13 protein-coding genes are annotated in these 16,794 nt (G+C 72.9%); 10 read left to right on the plus strand and 3 right to left on the minus strand.

What is annotated here, in order from left to right; translation table 11 throughout:
* Window positions 1-873: 873 nt before the first annotated feature.
* Window positions 874-2,694, minus strand: coding sequence for an SGNH/GDSL hydrolase family protein (locus tag LCH29_RS06970; protein WP_446460814.1), 1,821 nt, complete (start codon window positions 2,692-2,694; stop codon window positions 874-876).
* Window positions 2,695-2,848: 154 nt separating this feature from the next.
* On the opposite strand from LCH29_RS06970, the gene LCH29_RS06975 reads away from it, so the two are divergent.
* The 5 genes from LCH29_RS06975 (at window position 2,849) to LCH29_RS06995 (ending at window position 6,557) form a co-directional block, all read left to right on the plus strand.
* Entirely contained in the window at window positions 2,849-3,289 is a 441-nt protein-coding gene (locus LCH29_RS06975) for a DUF6278 family protein (RefSeq protein WP_446460815.1), read from the plus strand.
* Window positions 3,290-3,371: 82 nt separating this feature from the next.
* Window positions 3,372-4,118, plus strand: a complete 747-nt coding sequence (locus LCH29_RS06980; protein ID WP_123107759.1) for an amino acid ABC transporter ATP-binding protein — start codon at window positions 3,372-3,374, stop codon at window positions 4,116-4,118.
* 8 nt (window positions 4,119-4,126) lie between these two features.
* Window positions 4,127-5,044: a glutamate ABC transporter substrate-binding protein gene (locus LCH29_RS06985; protein WP_446460816.1), complete on the plus strand. Its 918-nt coding sequence runs from the start codon at window positions 4,127-4,129 to the stop codon at window positions 5,042-5,044.
* An 11-nt stretch (window positions 5,045-5,055) separates the two neighbouring features.
* Complete coding sequence (locus tag LCH29_RS06990) at window positions 5,056-5,700, plus strand: amino acid ABC transporter permease (protein ID WP_446460817.1); 645 nt, start codon at window positions 5,056-5,058, stop codon at window positions 5,698-5,700.
* Entirely contained in the window at window positions 5,697-6,557 is an 861-nt protein-coding gene (locus LCH29_RS06995) for an amino acid ABC transporter permease (protein WP_446460818.1), read from the plus strand. Before LCH29_RS06990 ends, LCH29_RS06995 begins: the two co-directional genes overlap by 4 nt.
* A 12-nt stretch (window positions 6,558-6,569) precedes the next feature.
* Here the strand turns inward: LCH29_RS06995 and LCH29_RS07000 are convergent, their stop codons facing one another.
* Window positions 6,570-8,168 carry an alpha/beta fold hydrolase gene (locus LCH29_RS07000; RefSeq protein WP_446460819.1) on the minus strand — a complete coding sequence of 533 codons (1,599 nt, stop codon included), beginning with the start codon at window positions 8,166-8,168 and terminating at the stop codon, window positions 6,570-6,572.
* Between the two features lie 187 nt (window positions 8,169-8,355).
* Window positions 8,356-9,108 carry a hypothetical protein gene (locus LCH29_RS07005; RefSeq protein WP_446460820.1) on the minus strand — a complete coding sequence of 251 codons (753 nt, stop codon included), beginning with the start codon at window positions 9,106-9,108 and terminating at the stop codon, window positions 8,356-8,358.
* 137 nt (window positions 9,109-9,245) lie between these two features.
* Between LCH29_RS07005 and ggt the strand changes: the two genes are divergently transcribed.
* The 5 genes from ggt (at window position 9,246) to hydA (ending at window position 16,790) form a co-directional block, all read left to right on the plus strand.
* Window positions 9,246-11,114, plus strand: coding sequence for a gamma-glutamyltransferase (gene ggt, locus LCH29_RS07010; protein WP_446460821.1), 1,869 nt, complete (start codon window positions 9,246-9,248; stop codon window positions 11,112-11,114).
* A 147-nt stretch (window positions 11,115-11,261) separates the two neighbouring features.
* Window positions 11,262-13,043, plus strand: a complete 1,782-nt coding sequence (locus LCH29_RS07015; RefSeq protein ID WP_446460822.1) for a hypothetical protein — start codon at window positions 11,262-11,264, stop codon at window positions 13,041-13,043.
* Window positions 13,044-13,219: 176 nt separating this feature from the next.
* The gene (locus tag LCH29_RS07020; RefSeq protein WP_446460823.1) at window positions 13,220-14,062 is read left to right on the plus strand and encodes a nitrilase-related carbon-nitrogen hydrolase; all 843 of its coding nucleotides are present in this window, start codon (window positions 13,220-13,222) and stop codon (window positions 14,060-14,062) included.
* Window positions 14,059-15,393, plus strand: a complete 1,335-nt coding sequence (locus LCH29_RS07025) for an aspartate aminotransferase family protein (protein WP_446460824.1) — start codon at window positions 14,059-14,061, stop codon at window positions 15,391-15,393. Before LCH29_RS07020 ends, LCH29_RS07025 begins: the two co-directional genes overlap by 4 nt.
* Complete coding sequence (gene hydA / locus LCH29_RS07030; RefSeq protein ID WP_446460825.1) at window positions 15,393-16,790, plus strand: dihydropyrimidinase; 1,398 nt, start codon at window positions 15,393-15,395, stop codon at window positions 16,788-16,790. Before LCH29_RS07025 ends, hydA begins: the two co-directional genes overlap by 1 nt.
* The last annotated feature ends 4 nt before the right edge of the window (window positions 16,791-16,794 follow it).

The following is a 16,794-nucleotide window of genomic DNA, read 5'->3' on the forward strand; positions in this document are numbered from 1 at the left end:
GCCCGTCGGGGTTTCGCGCCCGGGTGCCGGTGCGCCTGGCGGCGGTGCTCCCGGGGGTTTCGTGCGCGGGTGTGGCCCGGTGGCCGGTGCGCCCGGGTGCGGCCCGGTGGCCGGTGTGCCTGATGGCGGTGCTCCCGGGGGGTTTCGTGCGCGGGTGCGGCCCGGTGGCCGGTGCGCCCGGGTGCGGCCCGGGTGCCGGTGTGCCTGGCGGCGGTGCTCCCGGGGGGTTTCGTGCGCGGGTGTGGCCCGGTGGCCGGTGCGCCCGGGTGCGGCCCGGTGGCCGGTGCGCCTGGCGGCGGTGCTCCCGGGGGTTTCGTGCGCGGGTGCGGCCCGGTGGCCGGGCACAACCGGGTGCGGCCCGGTGGCCGGTGTGCCTGGCGGCGGTGCTTCCGGGGGTTTCGTGCGCGGGTGCGGCCCGGTGGCCGGGTTGTGCCCACCCGTTCCTCCCCCAGCTACCGCTGGGAGGTGCCCCCTCCGCGGAACGATTGCCCACAACCAGGTGTGTTCCCGGCCGGGCCCAGGGGGGCGAGCCCGAGCTGGCGCCCAGGGGCGAAGCCCCGGTGGGGGTTTGGGGGCGCAAGCCTCTGCGGGGTCCGGGCGCGCCTCCCGGAGGTGGGCGCGACCCCGCGCCGTGCCCAGGGGCGGAGCCCCGGGCCGGGACTCGGGGCCGAGTCCTGAGCTGGGGTCCAGGGGCGGAGCCCCGGTGGGGGCGGGAGGGTTTCCCGGGCCGGTCCCGGGCGCGATCCCGCGTTGGGGTCCTGGGGCGGAGCCCCGGTGGGGGTTTGGGGGCGGAGCCCCCGCGGGGTCCAGGGGCGGAGCCCCGTGGGGGCCGGGGGCTTGCCCCCGGTTTCGGGAAGGGGCGGGGTGGGGGACTCAGCCTGCTGCCAGCGAGCGGAGCGGGATCGCGTCCGCCATCGCCTGCAACCCCGCGTCCCCCGGGTGCAGATGGTCGCCGCTGTCGTACGCCGGGAGGATGCGCGACGGGTGGGCGGGGTCGCGTACGACCGCGTCGAAGTCCAGGACCGCGTCGAACACCCCGCCGCCTGCGCGGATGAAGGCGTTCACCACGGAACGCCGCGCATCCGCGTCGGCGGTGCACAGCGCCTCGCCCTCGCAGGGCGTGATCGTCCCGCCCACCACCCGCAGCCCCCGCGCGTGCGCCCGGGCGGCCAGGCCCTTCAGCCCCGCGATGACGGACTCGGCAGACGTGCCCCAGCGCAGGTCGTTGATGCCCTGGAAGACGACGACGGTACGGGCGGAGGTCTGGGCGAGGACGTCCCGCTCCAGGCGGCTGCCCGCGCTCACCCCGCTGGTGACCGTGCTGACCCCGTCGCCGGAGTAGACGTCCGTGACGACCCGGTTGGCGGAGATGCCGCTGTTGACGACGCCGTACGCGGGCACGCCCGCCCCCGGCGCGCGCAGCCGCCGGGCGAGGACGTCGGGCCAGCGCCGGTTGGCGTCCATCGTGGACTTGGTGCCGTCGGTGATGGAGTCGCCGAGGGCCACCACCGAGCCCGGGCCGCCCCGGACGTCGACGCCGGTGAGGAACGGCCAGGTGGTGAGGGTGCCGGTGTACGCGTCGGCGCCCGCCTCACCCGTACGGTCACCACTCCCCGGCGCGCTCAGGAACGAGCGCTGCGTGGCCTGCGTGTGCACCGGCACCGCCGCGACCGGCCCGGGAAGGTGAATGCTGACCAAAAGGTTCGCGTCGGCCGGTACGGGGAAGTTCACGGGATCGCTGAAGACCTGGGCGCCCGCCGGGATCGACGTACCGGCCCGGCCCCGGAAGGTGAGCGGCACCGGGGTGTCGCTCGCCGCCGCGCCGCCCGCCTGGAGGGCGACCGTGGCGTGGCCGATGTCGACGGGGGCGGCGGCGAAGGTGTTCTCCAGCCGGATCCGGGCGCCCGGCCCGCCCGCGCTGGTGTGCACGACGAGCCGTAGCGTCTGGTCGGTCCACGGCCCGACCTTGGTGTATCCGGCGGTGCTCGCGGCCCAGCTGCCGGTCCAGCCCCGCGCGGGCTGCCGCAGCGAGACGGCGAAGACGTGCAGATCGGCGCCCGGCCCCGGATCCCTCGGCAGGGTCACCGACGCGACCTGCCGGTCGCCGCGCAGGGGTACCGTCACCGCGTACAGCCGGGCCGCCTCCGGCCGCTGCCCGTCGGCGGTGTTGACGTGCGGGAGGCCGACCGCCTTGGTGGCGGCGGGGCCCGCGCGCCAGTCGGGGGCGCTCAGGGTGTACGTACCGGACGAACCGTCCCGGTAGCGGACCCGGCCGGTGCCGCTCGCCCCGGCGCCGGGGCCGCCGGGGGTGCTGCTCGCGACCAGGAAGGTGAGCGCGTCGCCGCGCCCCCGCACCTGCACCGACTGGCCGTCGGCGATCACGTTGTCGGGCCGGGCGGACCCCGCGCTCCGCGGCCAGGTGAGCCGCGCCGCGTCGAGGGCGATGGTGCGCCCGGGGGCCCAGCCCGCGGCGCGCAGGTCCTGTGCGGAGAGGGAGTTGCCCGCCCCGTCGAAGTCCGCGGTGCCCGGCGCGGTGTCGTCACCGACCGCCCGGTTGTCGAAAAGCCGCTCCAGAGGGAGCGGCTTGGTGGTGGTGGGGCCTTGCGCCACCGAGGGTGCGGCCGGTGCGAGGAGTACGAGGACGGCACCTCCCGCGACGATCCCGGCCGCTGACCATGGTCTGCCGACGCGCATATGTGTCCCCTCTCGTAACCGACCCGACCGGCGATTCGACAGGTGCATGGCGAACGTAGAAAGACGGACGGGTGTCGTCAAGACGAGCAACGGGTCACGGAGCCCACCGCGCGCCCTGTGGTGCGCCCGTGCGCTTGGTGCGACGCTGAGCAGTATGAACATCCCCTTCCTGGACAACTGGCGCAAGCGGCACGGTGCGGCCTCCGGTACGGCTCTGATGAGCGCCCAGGAGGCGGACCCCCAAGGCGTGGCACAACTCCTCTCCGAATGCGAACTGCTGCGCGCCCGGGCGGCGCAGGCGGGCATCGGACTCGACGACTCGGCCGAGTCCCTGGAGGCGCTGGATCAACTGGTGCCGCGCTGGCGCGACGACCCGGAGGAGTTGCCCTGGCTCGGTAACGACGCCGGGCTGTATCTGGGCACGGTCATCGTCCGCACCGTGCCGGGCGCCGTCTGGCAGGTGTGGCCCAACGGCCGCCCCGTGGTCCGGCTCGCATCCGGCCGGGAGGTCGACGTGGTCGAGGCGGGCCACCAGTGGGCCGCCGACGGCGCCCCCGAGCTGTCCCGGCTGTACGCGGAGGTCTCGGAGACCTGAGGTCGACCACTATCGGGCGTTATCCACCCCTCGGTGCGTGTCCTGACCGAAGTGCCGCTTTCATGTGGATAGTTTGCGCGGTATGGCCGTGGGTGAACCGCTGATCGAGCTGCGCAACGTCAACAAGTACTTCGGCGCGCTCCACGTCCTCCAGGACATCGACCTCACCGTCGGCCGCGGGGAAGTGGTGGTGGTCATCGGGCCCTCCGGGTCCGGGAAGTCGACGCTGTGCCGGACGATCAACCGACTGGAGACCATCCAGTCCGGTTCCATCGTGGTGGACGGGCGGCCGCTGCCGGAGGAGGGCCGGGAGTTGGCGCGGCTGCGGGCCGAAGTGGGGATGGTCTTCCAGTCGTTCAATCTGTTCGCCCATCGGACCGTGCTGGACAACCTGATGCTCGCCCAGGTGAAGGTCCGCAGGCGCGGCAAGGCGGAGGCCCAGCGGCGGGCCCGGGAGCTGCTGGACCGGGTGGGGCTCGCGGACCAGGCGGACAAGTACCCCGCGCAGCTCTCCGGCGGTCAGCAGCAGCGGGTGGCGATCGCCCGGGCGCTGGCCATGGACCCGAAGGTGATGCTCTTCGACGAGCCGACCTCGGCCCTCGACCCGGAGATGATCAACGAGGTGCTGGAGGTCATGCGGCAGCTCGCCCGGGACGGGATGACGATGGCCGTCGTCACCCACGAGATGGGCTTCGCCCGGTACGCCGCGAACCGCGTGGTCTTCATGGACGACGGCCGCATCGTGGAGGACCGCAGCCCGGAGGAGTTCTTCAAGGCGCCGGAGTCCGCCCGGGCCCGGGACTTCCTGTCCAAGATCCTCAAGCACTGAGCCGGGCGATGACGCACATGACGCACATGAGGCGCGCCCTGACCGTGATCCTCGCGCTGCTCCTGGCCCTCACCGGCACCGGGTGCGGCAAGGAGGGCAGCCCGCCCGCCAAGGGCCCCGCGCCCGAGCAGCTGCCGCGCTACCGGGTGGCCACCGACTTCCGACTGCCCTCCTCGCCCACCTGGCGGAAGGCGAAGCAGCGCGGCTACCTGGTCGTCGGGGTCAAGGAGGACCAGCCCTATCTGGGCGAGAAGGACCCGGCCACCGGCCGCTACTCCGGCTTCGACATCGAGATCGCGAAGATGATGTCGGCCTCCCTCGGCTTCCCTCCCCGGACCATCCGCTTCCGGAGCATCGCCTCCGCCAACCGGGAAACCGCCCTCCAGAACGGCCAGATCGACTACTACGTCGGCACCTACACCATCAATCCGCTGCGCAAGCGGCTGGTCGGCTTCGCCGGTCCGTACTACCTGGCCGGGCAGTCGCTGCTGGTGCGCACCGATACGGACGACATCCACGGCCCCGCCGACCTGGCGGGCAAGACGGTCTGCTCGGCGGCCGGTTCCACCCCGCTCCAGCGCATCCAGCACGACTACCCCAAGGCGCACGCGGTCGCGTACGACAACTACTCGGTGTGCGTGGACAACCTGCTCAGCTACCAGGTCGACGCGGTCACCACGGACAACGTCATCCTGCTCGGCTACGCGGCCAAGGCCCCGAAGGAGCTGAAGCTCGTCGGCAAGCCCTTCTCCAAGGAGCCGTACGGCATCGGCGTGCCCAAGCGGGACGACGCGCTGCGCTTCGCGCTGGACGACGCCATCGAGGCCCATGAGCGCAACGGCGACTGGAAGAAGGCGTACGCCGTGACCCTCGGCCTGTCCGGTGTGCCCGCCCCGAAACCGCCCGCCGTCGACCGCTACCACTGAGAGCCCGAACCATGGACGTGCTCACCCAGAACTTCTCGCTCTACGGCCGCGGTCTGCTCGGCACCGTCCAGCTGACCGTCTACGCCTCGCTGCTCGCCCTCGCGCTCGGTGTCCTGATGGCCGCCTTCCGGGTCGCGCCGGTCGCGAGCCTGCGCGCCTTCGGCACCGCCTGGGTGACGGTGCTCCGCAACACCCCGCTGACGCTGCTGTTCTTCGCGGTGATGCTGGGCCTGCCGCGCTTCGGGCTGATCCTGCCGTTCACGGCCTTCGCGGTGCTCACCCTCGGCTGCTACACCTCGGCGTTCATCTGCGAGGCGGTGCGCTCGGGCATCAACACGGTGCCGGTCGGGCAGGGCGAGGCCGCCCGCAGCCTGGGCATGACCTTCGAGCAGACGCTGGGGGCGGTGGTGCTGCCGCAGGCGTTCCGCGCGGTCATCCCGCCGGTCGGCTCGACGCTGATCGCGCTCGCCAAGAACTCGGCCATCGCCGGGTCGTTCAGCGTCACCGAACTGCTCGGCACCTACAAGCCGCTCAACGAGATGGGCTACAGCATCATCTGGTCCTTCGTCTGGATCGCCGTCGGCTATCTGCTCGTGACCCTGACCATCAGCGCGCTCTTCACCGTGCTGGAGAAGCGCTGGGGAGTGCCGCGTTGACCACCACCGCCGTTCTCTACGACGTCCCCGGGCCGCGCACCGTCCGCCGCCACCGCCTCTACGGGGTGCTCGCCACGCTGGTGCTGCTGGCCCTCATCGCCTGGGTGATCTATCTCCTTGTCGACACGGGTCAGTTCGCGTACCGGAAGTGGATGCCCTTCGAGTACGCGGGCATCCAGGAGCTGCTGCTGCGCGGGCTCGCCAACACGCTCAAGGCGTTCGGGCTCGCCGCCGTCCTCTCGCTGGCGCTGGGCGCGGTGCTGGCCGCCGGGCGGCTGTCCGACCACCGCCCGGTGCGCTGGCTGGCCACGCTGGTCGTGGAGTTCTTCCGGGCGATGCCCGTCCTGGTGATGATCTTCTTCGTCTTCGTGGCGCTGAAGGCGCAGCCGCTGACCGCCCTGGTCACCGGGCTGACCCTGTACAATGGCTCGGTCCTCGCCGAGGTGTTCCGCGCGGGCGTGGCGGCGGTGGACCGGGGGCAGCGGGAGGCGGCGTACTCCCTCGGCATGCGCAAGACGCAGGTCATGACGTACGTCCTGGTGCCCCAGGGGGTACGGGCGATGCTGCCCGCGATCATCAGTCAGCTGGTGGTGGCCCTGAAGGACACCTCGCTCGGCTTCCTCATCACCTACGAGGAGTTCCTGCACGCGGGCAAGCTCATCGCGTCCAACCTGGACTACGACCTGCCCTTCATCCCCGTCGTGATGGTCATCTCGCCGGTCTACATCGGGATGTGCATGCTGCTGTCGTGGTGCGCGAACTGGGTGGCGAAGCGGCAGCGGCGCAGCGTGAAGACGGCAGAGGTGCGGGTGGCGCCGCCCGGCCCCGGTGCCCCGTTGCCGGGCGACACCCGCTAGTCGGCCGCTCGGCTAGTCGCGGACCGGGACCGACAGATACGAGGGGTCGGCGTCCGGCGAGGAGAACGTGAGGTGGGCGCCGTCCGGGTTGTGCTCGATGTAGAGCGGGTCGACGGTGTCGACCACCAGCGCGAGCCGGTGCCCGGCCGGGACGTCGTACGCCGTCGAGAACAGGTCCAGGTCGACCGGGAAGGGCGTGCCGGGCGTGCGGTCGTGGAAGGTGACGGGCGCGTTGGAGATGAGCTTGCCGACGCCGAGCGGGCCCACGTCGTAGAGGTAGGCGACCGCCGTGCCGTCGGCCTTGTCGCTGGTGACGGTGGTGTGCAGGGACACCGTGCCGCGGATGCGCTGCCCGGCCGCGTACGCCCCGGTCTGCCAGACGGCGGCGTACGAGCGCGGCAGCAGCGGGATCGAGGCGAGCGGTGGGAGCTTGAGGAACTGGTCGAGCGCACCGGTCAGCATGACGGTCCCGGCGTTGGCGCCCGAGTCGCGGTTCGCGGTGACCGTCTCGGCCCGGTCGAGCGCGATCCGGCGCCGCTCCGACGGCACGGCGGACCAGCTGCCGTAGCCCTCGTAGCCGCCGCCGGTACGGGACATGAGCTGCACCGGCTGCTCGCGGTCGATGCCGTTGCGCTCGCCCTTGAGGTAGCGGTCGAGCCAGCGCCTGCTGTGCTCCCAGGTGTCGTTGGGCAGCCCGAAGAGCCCGCCGAACTCGGCGGTCGCGTGGTCGCCGGGCCGGAACTCCAGCCGCTTGGGGCCGGTCAGCTTCTCGTAGAAGTCGGCGTAGCTGTTGGGCGGGAAGATGGAGTCGCCCCAGGCGTTGCCCAGCAAGATGGCCGCGCCATTGGCGTTGATCTTGTCGAGGTAGGTGGCCGCCGAGCGCTTGCGGCCCCACTCGATCATGTCCTGTTCCTTGGCCAGGTTGGAGCCGAGGAAGTCCGCGAGGATCTGGTTGAGTTCGTCGCTGGGGCGGCCGGTGAGCGCGCCCGCGCCGCCGAGCAGCCCGACGGCCTGGGCGTGCTGGGTGCGGCCGCTGTAGATGGACCCGATGAGATCCGACCAGCCGCTCATCGAGACGACCGCCTTGATGCGCTTGTCGAACCCGGCGGCGAGCAGGCTGATCCCGGCGCCGTACGACACGCCCGCCATGCCGATGTGGTCGGGGTCGGCGGCGGTGTTGGCCAGCGCCCAGTCGATGACCTTGGAGGCGTCGGCGACATCGGGTGGCCCGGCCGTCTCGATCCGGCCGCCGGACTGCCAGAAGCCGCGGGTGTTGTAACTGACCACGACGTAGCCGGAGTCGGCGAGCTTCTTGGCCTGCGCGAGGTATTCGATCTGCGGCATGGACCAGCTGGTGGGCAGCACGACGAGGGGGTGGCGGCGCGAGGTGTCCGCCGGGGCGACGACGTTGGCGGCGAGCCGGGTGCCGCCGTCGCCGGGGATGTCGACGAACCGTACGGAGGTGTCGGCGGCGGTGGCGGACGTAGTTGTGGCGTGGGCGGCGTGGGCGGCGTGGGCGGCGGGGGCGAGGACGGAGGTCGCACCGGCCAGGACGGTCGCCGAAAGGGCGGCGGCGGTGGTGGTACGCAGCGCTCGGCGGGCAGGGGTCACTGTCGGCTCCAGACGTGGGGATGCCGTGGGGGCGGGGGAGCACCGGTGCAGGCCCGTGGGGAGGGCCTAAGTAACCTGACGGTAACCTCGCCGACTTACCGCTGGTAATAGCGCGGTAAGTTACGCCTGGGTAACGATGCGGCCGTAGCGATCCCGTGGACCGTCCGCGATGCGATATCCCCCCGGCTCAGCCCTCCTTGAGGAGCGTCTTGGCCGACGCCCGGCCGCCCGACGTGGTCGCGGCCTTGGTGACGTCCGCGACCAGTTCGACCACATCCGGGCCGTACGCCTGCGAGTTGACCACCTTCAGCAGCAGACAGAACGAGCCCTGCGCCCCGTACTTGCGGGCCAGCTTGGCGCGGTTGCGCACCAGGTGGCGTACGGCGGCGCGGTGCGTGACCGGGCGCTGCCCGGCGGCCAGGAAGACGGGACGGCCGCCGTCGCCCGCCGTCAGCCGCGCCACCAGCACGTGTTCCAGCGTGCCGGGATCCGGCCGGTACTCGGTGCCGCCGATGGTGAAGGTGCCGCGCTCGCCGCCGGACTCGTCGGCCTGGGTGACGGTCACGCCCGGCAACAGGTTCGTCATGTGCGCGGACAGCCGGCGGTGCGCGGTCGGGTCGCCGACGCAGAACTCGGTGCGCGCCCCGAAGCCCTGGAGCCCCGTGTCGTGCGGGGCCACCTCGGCGTGCGCCCCGCAGTTCTCCACGACGGAAGCGAGGCCGAGCAGCGCGAGGGCGTCATGGCGCGGGATGGACCAGTGTGCCGAGGTGCTGTCCCGGTGGGTGACCAGGACGCATTCCGAGCCGTCCGGCAGGCCGAAGAAGCGCTGCTCGCGGGTGCGTCCCCGGCGTCCGGCCGCCGAGTGCACGGCCCAGCCGAGCGCCAGTCCCACGATCAGGGCCGCTCCGGAAGCGATCAGGTCCTGCACGGTGTCAGTCATGGCCGCGCATCGTAGCCGCCATCCGAGTGGTGTTCGAGCGAATCTCTATGGGGCACTCAAGGGTCACTCGCCCCCTGTCGTGAGCATGAGCGTCGCCGGTAGGCTCCGCTCTCTCTGTCGTCCGCTTGGAGGTCCGGATGGGGCACGCCGCACGACCAGCCGCAGCAACCAGACCCACGGCGCGAGCCGCACGGCGCGCGCTGCCCGCGCTCGCCGCCGCGGCCGGGATGGTCGCCGTGCTCGGCGTCGCCCCGGCCGGTGCGGACACCGCCACGCAGGGTTCCGCCGCCGGTACGCCCGCCAAGACACCGGTCGCCACCGGCTACGGCGGCGCGGTCTCCAGCGTGGACCCGGACGCCTCGGCGGCCGGGATCGACGTGCTGCGGCGCGGTGGCAACGCGGTGGACGCGGCGGTGGCGACGGCGGCCGCGCTCGGGGTCACCGAGCCGTACTCGGCGGGCGTCGGCGGCGGCGGATACTTCGTCTACTACAACGCCAAGCGGCACTCCGTCTCCACCCTCGACGGCCGCGAGACCGCCCCGCTGAGCGCGAACAAGGACCTCTTCCTGGATGACAACGGCAAGCCGCTGCCGTTCGGCGACGCCGTCACCAGCGGGCTCAGCGTCGGCACCCCCGGCACCGCGGCCACTTGGAGCGACGCGCTCCACAGCTGGGGCACCCGGTCGCTCGCCCAGGTGCTGAAGCCCGCCGAGCGGCTGGCCCGGGACGGCTTCACCGTCGACAAGACCTTCCGAGAGCAGACAGCCGACAACGAGGACCGCTTCAAGGACTTCCCGGCCTCCGCCGAGCTGTTCCTGCCCGGCGGGAAGCTCCCGGCCGTCGGCTCGACCCTCCGCAACCCGGACCTCGCCCGCACCTACGCCCTGCTCGCCAAGAAGGGCGTCGGCGCGATCTACAAGGGCGAGCTGGGCCGCGACATCGTCTCCACGGTGCGCAAGCCCCCCGTCGACCCCAAGGCGCAGCGCACCGTGCACCCCGGCGATCTGCGGGCCGAGGACCTGCGGGCGTACGCGACGAAGCGGCAGGCCCCGACCCGCACCTCCTACCGCGGGCTGGACGTGTACGGCATGGCGCCCTCGTCCTCCGGCGGCACCAGCGTCGCCGAAGCGCTCAACATCCTGGAGCGCACCGACCTCACCAAGCTCAGCGAGCGCGACTACCTGCACCGCTACATCGAGGCCAGCCGGATAGCGTTCGCCGACCGCGGCCGCTGGGTCGGCGACCCGGCCGCCGAGGACGTGCCGACCAAGGCGCTCACCTCCCAGCGGTACGCCGACTCCCGGGCCTGCCTCATCAAGCCCGACAAGGTGCTGAAGAGCCCGCTCGCCCCCGGCGATCCCACGAACCCGGGCGCCCCCGGCTCCTGCGACACCCGCGGACACGCCGCCCCCACCCCGTACGAGGGCCAGAGCACCACGCACCTGACGACCGCCGACAAGTGGGGCAACGTCGTCGCGTACACCCTCACCATCGAGCAGACCGGCGGCAGCGGCATCACCGTCCCCGGCCGGGGCTTCCTGCTCAACAACGAGCTGACCGACTTCTCCTTCGCCCCCGCCGACCCCGCCGTCCACGACCCGAACCTGCCCGGTCCGGGCAAGCGGCCGCGCTCGTCCATGTCGCCGACGATCGTGCTCGACGGCCACAAGCCGGTGCTGGCGCTCGGCTCACCCGGCGGCGCCACGATCATCACCACCGTGCTCCAGACCCTGCTGAACCACCTCGACCGGGGCATGCCGCTGGTCGACGCGATCGCCGCACCGCGCGCCAGCCAGCGCAACGCCGCCCAGACGGAGCTGGAGCCCGGGCTGTGGAACAGCCCGGAGCGGGCCCGGCTGGAGACGCTGGGCCACGCCTTCAAACAGAACCCCGAGATCGGGGCCGCGACCGGCGTCCAGCGGCTCGCCGACGGCCGGTGGCTGGCCGCGGCCGAGACCAAGCGGCGCGGCGGCGGCGCGGCGATGGTGGTCCGGCCCGCGGACTGACCCGCGGCGCCGCGTCATGTGGCGGCCGGGCACTGTCCCGGCCGCCACCGTAAAATCCCCGCAGGAACCCGCTGCAACCGTGCCGGTCGTGTGCGAATCCGGAAATGTGCCCGTAGCGCGCCGGTAACCGGGTCCGTAACATGCGGGGTGTCGAATGCGGGGGTGGCGATGGCGGGCAGACAACTCCCGGCGGCGATCGAGGAGTTCGCGAGCTATCTGCGTGCGCTGACACGGCGGATCGACTCGGACAAGGGCTGGTACGCCGTTTTCGCGCAACGCGACCCCGACGGGCTTCGCGCCTGTCTCGACGGCCAGGAGATCCCGCCCTGGGACGTCGTCCAGGCCCTCCTCCAGGACCTCTCCGCCCAGCGCGGCCCCCAGACCGCCAACGTGGCCGCGACCCGCGCCGCCGCGCTGTACCGCGCCTCGATCACCGCCCACGACGCGGCCCCCGGCACCCGCGAGGCGCTCCGCGCCCGCCTGGCCGCGATGCAGCGCCAACGGCTCGCCGCGGCCGACCGCGAACGCGACCTCCACGCGGCGCGACGGGCCGGTGCCGAAACCACCCCCGACGGCGACCCCGTCGACGCCGCCCTGGCCTGGGCCCAGGACGACCACCACCGCGCCACGGCCCGCTGCGAAGAACTCACCGCCCGCCTGGCCGCCCTCCCCGCGGACCCGGCGGGGTCCGCGCCGCCTGGCGCCCCACCGGGGCCCGGCGGCCCGCCGGGTGGGCGGCCCCAGCCAGGTGGTGCACGGCCCGCCCCGGCGGGCGGGGGCGGGCAGGCCGCCGAGCCGGGCGCGGGGCCCGCGGGTGCTCCGGCCGCGGCGGCGCAATGGCCGGTGGCGGGCCCGGGCGGCCCGGATCGTTCGCCGGGCGTCGCGGGGTGGGCGGAGGCCGGACCGCAGGGTGCGCAGCTTGGTGCTCCGGGGGCGCAGGCGCCCGGGGCCCCTCAGGCGCGCGGCGGCGGGCCTTCGCCGTGGGGCGAGGGCGGTTCGCAGGCCGAGTCGGGCGGCGGGCAGGCCGCCGGCTCCGGCGCGGGGGCCGCGGGTGGTCCGCCCGGGCCTGCGCGCGGTTCGTCGTGGGGGGCGGGTGGGTTGCAGGATCCGGCGATCGCGGGCCCGGCCGGGCGTCCCCCGTCGGACGACGCGCCCTCCGCCCCGCCCCGGCCGCGGGGGGCGCGGTTCGCCGCTGCGTACGACGACGCGCCGGACCCCGCCCCCGTACCGCCCGCGGAGCCGACGGCCCGGCCGCGGGGGGCCCGGTTCGCGGGGGCGGGGCAGCAGGCGCCCGCGCCGCGCGGGGCCCGGTTCCCCGGGGTGCGGGGCGGGGCGCGCAAGCGGGAGCGGGAGGCCGAGCAGCGGGCCCGGGCCAGTGAGCAGCAGGAGCTGGCCGAGGCCCGGCGGGCGGCCGGTGGCGCCGTCGCGCGGCTGGGGCGGCTGCGGGCGGAGGGGCGCAGCGGGGAGGCGCACGCCGTGCTGTGCGAGACGGCCGTGTGGCCCGCCGGGCGGCTGCCGGTGCTGGCGGCCGAGCTGGAGCGCGCGGGGCTCGGCGCGGACGTGGCGACGCTGCTGTGGGAGATGGCCTGTCTGCCGCCCGAGCCGCTCGCCGCCGCCGCGGAGGCGCTGATCGCGGCGGGCCGCGAGTCCGACGGGGAGCGGCTGCTGCGGCAGAGCGTCGCGCGGCCCGTCGCCGAGGTGGCGCACACCGCGCTCGCGCTGCTGGAGAGCGCCGCGCACCCGGAGGTGGCGCTGCTGCTGACGGCGTTCATACGGGCCCGTACGCCCGCCGAGGTGGCCGAGGCGGCGGCCGAGGACCCCGGGGCGCTGGTACCGCCGCTGCTGGACGCGGCGAGCGCGGTGTCGCCGGGCAGCCAGCACGATCTCGCCCACGCCCTCCGCGTGGCGGGCATACAGGGCGCCACCTGATCCTTGTCAGGCCCGACATCACACGAAACGTGATGGTCTTCGTTGAGTAACGGCGGCGGTATTGCCAGAGTGGTGAGTGCGCTTCTACGTTCTTCACCACAGCCAAAATCTACGTGCGTAGACACAGGTTGACGACGGGGGCAAGCCCCCGGAGCCCTGCTGTGAAGGAGCTGATCATGGCCAACGTCGTACGTGCCGCGCTCGTCCAGTGCACCTGGACCGGCGACACCGAATCAATGATCGCGAAGCATGAGGAGTACGCCCGGCAGGCCGCCGCCCAGGGGGCCAAGGTGATCGGCTTCCAGGAGGTGTTCAACGCCCCGTACTTCTGCCAGGTGCAGGAGGCGGAGCACTACCGGTGGGCGGAGCCGGTCCCGGACGGGCCGACGGTGCGGCGGATGCGGGAGCTGGCCCGGGAGACCGGGATGGTCATGGTGGTCCCGGTGTACGAGGTCGAGCAGTCCGGCTTCTACTACAACACCGCGGCCGTGATCGACGCCGACGGCAGCTACCTCGGCAAGTACCGCAAGCACCACATCCCCCAGCTCAAGGGGTTCTGGGAGAAGTACTACTTCAAGCCGGGCAACCTGGGCTGGCCGGTGTTCGACACCGCCGTCGGCAAGGTCGGCGTCTACATCTGCTACGACCGCCACTTCCCGGAGGGCTGGCGCGCCCTGGGGCTGGCCGGCGCGCAGCTCGTCTACAACCCGTCGGCCACCTCCCGCGGGCTGTCGTCGCACCTGTGGCAGCTGGAGCAGCCCGCGTCGGCGGTCGCGAACGCGTACTACATCGCGGCGATCAACCGCGTCGGCACCGAGGAGTACGGCGACAACGACTTCTACGGCACCAGCTACTTCGTGGACCCGCGCGGCCAGTTCGTCGGGGACGTGGCCAGCGACAGGAAGGAGGAGCTGGTCGTCCGCGACCTCGACTTCGGCCTCATCGACGAGGTGCGGCAGCAATGGGCCTTCTACCGGGACCGCCGCCCCGACGCCTACGGCGAGCTGGTGAAGCCATGACCGGCGAGCCCAGCGCCGGCGACCAGCTGTACGCACGCCACCGGGCCGTCCTCCCGGACTGGCTGGCGCTGTACTACCAGCGCCCCATCGAGATCACCCACGGCGAGGGACGCCACGTCTGGGACGCGGACGGCAACCGCTACCTCGACTTCTTCGGCGGCATCCTCACCACCATGACCGCCCACGCGCTGCCCGAGGTCACCAAGGCCATCACCGAGCAGGCGGGCCGGATCCTGCACAGCTCGACGCTGTACCTCGACCGCCCGATGGTCGACCTTGCCGAGCGCGTCGCGCATCTGTCCGGCATCCCCGACGCCCGGGTCTTCTTCACCACCTCCGGCACCGAGGCCAACGACACGGCCCTGCTGCTCGCCACCACGTACCGCCGCTCCAACCAGGTGCTGGCGATGCGCAACAGCTACCACGGCAGGTCGTTCTCGACGGTCGGCATCACGGGCAACACCTCGTGGTCGCCGACCAGCATCTCCCCGCTCCAGACGCTGTACGTGCACGGCGGGGTGCGCGGCCGGGGCCCGTTCGCCGGGCTGTCGGACGCCGAGTTCATCGACGCGTGCGTGGCCGACCTCGAGGACATCCTCGGCCAGGCGCACGGCAACGTCGCCGCGCTGATCGCCGAACCCGTCCAGGGCGTGGGCGGCTTCACCTCCCCGCCCGACGGGCTGTTCGCCGCCTTCCGGGAGGTGCTGGACCGGCACGGGATCCTGTGGATCACCGACGAGGTGCAGACCGGCTGGGGCCGTACCGGCGACCACTTCTGGGGCTGGCAGGCCCATGATGCCGCGGGCCCGCCGGACGTCCTCACCTTCGCCAAGGGCATCGGCAACGGCATGTCGATCGGCGGGGTCGTGGCGCGCGCGGAGGTCATGAACTGCCTGGGCGCCAACTCCATCTCCACCTTCGGCGGCAGCCCGGTCACCATGGCCGCCGGTCTCGCCAACCTCAACCACCTCGTCGAGCACGACCTCCAGGGCAACGCCCGCCGCGTCGGCGGACTGCTCATCGAGCGGCTGCGCGCGGCCTGCGCCGGGCTCGACGGCGTACGCGAAGTCCGCGGCCGGGGGCTGATGATCGGCGTCGAGCTGGTCGAGCCGGGCACCGGCGACCCGGCGCCCGAGGCCGCCTCGGCCGTCCTGGAGGCCGCCCGCGAGGGCGGGCTGCTCATCGGCAAGGGCGGCGGCCACAACAGCAGCGTCCTGCGCATCGCCCCGCCGCTGAGCCTCACCGTGGCGGAGGCGGAGGAGGGCGCGGACATCCTCGAAGCCGCCCTGAAAACTACCCAGTCCGGTCAGTCGGGAAGGAGCGCGGGCTGATGCCTCGTACCGTGATCCGCGGCGGGCTCGTCATCACCGCCGCCGAGGAGACCCACGCCGACGTCCTGGTCGAGGACGAGCGGGTGGTGGCGCTGGCCGCGTCCGACAGCGACGTCGCGCGCGGCTGGACCGCCGACCGTACGATCGACGCGACCGGCAAGTACGTCATCCCGGGCGGTGTCGATCCCCACACCCACATGGAGATGCCGTTCGGCGGCACGTTCGCCGCCGACACCTTCGAGACCGGCACCCGGGCCGCGGCCTGGGGCGGCACCACCACCATCGTGGACTTCGCCATCCAGACCAAGGGGCACGCCCTGCGGGAGGGTCTGGACGCCTGGCATCTGAAGTCGGGCGGCAACTGCGCGATCGACTATGCCTTCCACATGATCCTGTCCGATGTCGACGAGGGCTCCCTGAAGGAGATGGACCTCCTCGTGGACGAGGGCGTGACCTCGTTCAAATTGTTCATGGCCTACCCGGGCGTGTTCTACAGCGACGACGGGCAGATCCTGCGCGCCATGCAGCGCGGCGCCGCCAACGGCGGGCTCATCATGATGCACGCCGAGAACGGCATCGCCATCGACGTCCTGGTCGAACAGGCCCTCGCCGAGGGCAGGACCGACCCCCGCTACCACGGCGAGGTCCGCAAGGCGCTGCTGGAGTCCGAGGCCACCCACCGCGCCATCCAGCTGGCGCGGGTGGCCGGGGCGCCGCTGTACGTCGTCCACGTGTCGGCCGAGGAGGCCGTCGCGGAGCTGACGCAGGCGCGCGACAAGGGGCTTCCGGTCTTCGGCGAGACCTGTCCGCAGTATCTGTTCCTGTCCACCGACAACCTCGCCGAACCGGACTTCGAGGGCGCCAAGTACGTCTGCTCGACACCGCTGCGCCCCCGGGAACACCAGGCGGCGCTGTGGCGGGGGCTGCGGACCAACGACCTCCAGGTCGTCTCCACCGACCACTGCCCGTTCTGCTTCACCGGCCAGAAGGAGATGGGCCGCGGCGACTTCTCCAAGATCCCCAACGGGATGCCGGGCGTGGAGAACCGCATGGACCTGCTCCACCAGGGCGTCGTGGACGGCCACATCACCCGCCGCCGCTGGATCGAGATCGCCTGCGCCACCCCGGCCCGGATGTTCGGCCTCTACCCCAAGAAGGGCACCATCGCCCCGGGTTCGGACGCCGACATCGTCATCTACGACCCGGCCGCCCAGCAGACCATCTCCGCCGAGACCCACCACATGAACGTCGACTACTCGGCCTACGAGGGCAAGCAGATCACCGGGCAGGTCGAGACCGTGCTCTCGCGCGGCCTCCCGGTCATCGACGGGCGCGCCTACACCGGGCGCGCCGGGCACGGCCGCTACGTCCGCCGCTCGACCTGTCAGTACCTCTAGGAGG

This window comes from Streptomyces sp. BRA346, assembly GCF_052851135.1.

Coding starts and splice junctions, on each gene's coding strand:
- LCH29_RS06970 (WP_446460814.1), bottom strand. CDS start 2,694: ATGCGCGTCGGCAGACCATGGTCAGCGGCCGGGATCGTCGCGGGAGGT.
- LCH29_RS06975 (WP_446460815.1), top strand. CDS start 2,849: ATGAACATCCCCTTCCTGGACAACTGGCGCAAGCGGCACGGTGCGGCC.
- LCH29_RS06980 (WP_123107759.1), top strand. CDS start 3,372: ATGGCCGTGGGTGAACCGCTGATCGAGCTGCGCAACGTCAACAAGTAC.
- LCH29_RS06985 (WP_446460816.1), top strand. CDS start 4,127: ATGACGCACATGACGCACATGAGGCGCGCCCTGACCGTGATCCTCGCG.
- LCH29_RS06990 (WP_446460817.1), top strand. CDS start 5,056: ATGGACGTGCTCACCCAGAACTTCTCGCTCTACGGCCGCGGTCTGCTC.
- LCH29_RS07005 (WP_446460820.1), bottom strand. CDS start 9,108: ATGACTGACACCGTGCAGGACCTGATCGCTTCCGGAGCGGCCCTGATC.
- ggt (WP_446460821.1), top strand. CDS start 9,246: ATGGGGCACGCCGCACGACCAGCCGCAGCAACCAGACCCACGGCGCGA.
- LCH29_RS07020 (WP_446460823.1), top strand. CDS start 13,220: ATGGCCAACGTCGTACGTGCCGCGCTCGTCCAGTGCACCTGGACCGGC.
- LCH29_RS07025 (WP_446460824.1), top strand. CDS start 14,059: ATGACCGGCGAGCCCAGCGCCGGCGACCAGCTGTACGCACGCCACCGG.
- hydA (WP_446460825.1), top strand. CDS start 15,393: ATGCCTCGTACCGTGATCCGCGGCGGGCTCGTCATCACCGCCGCCGAG.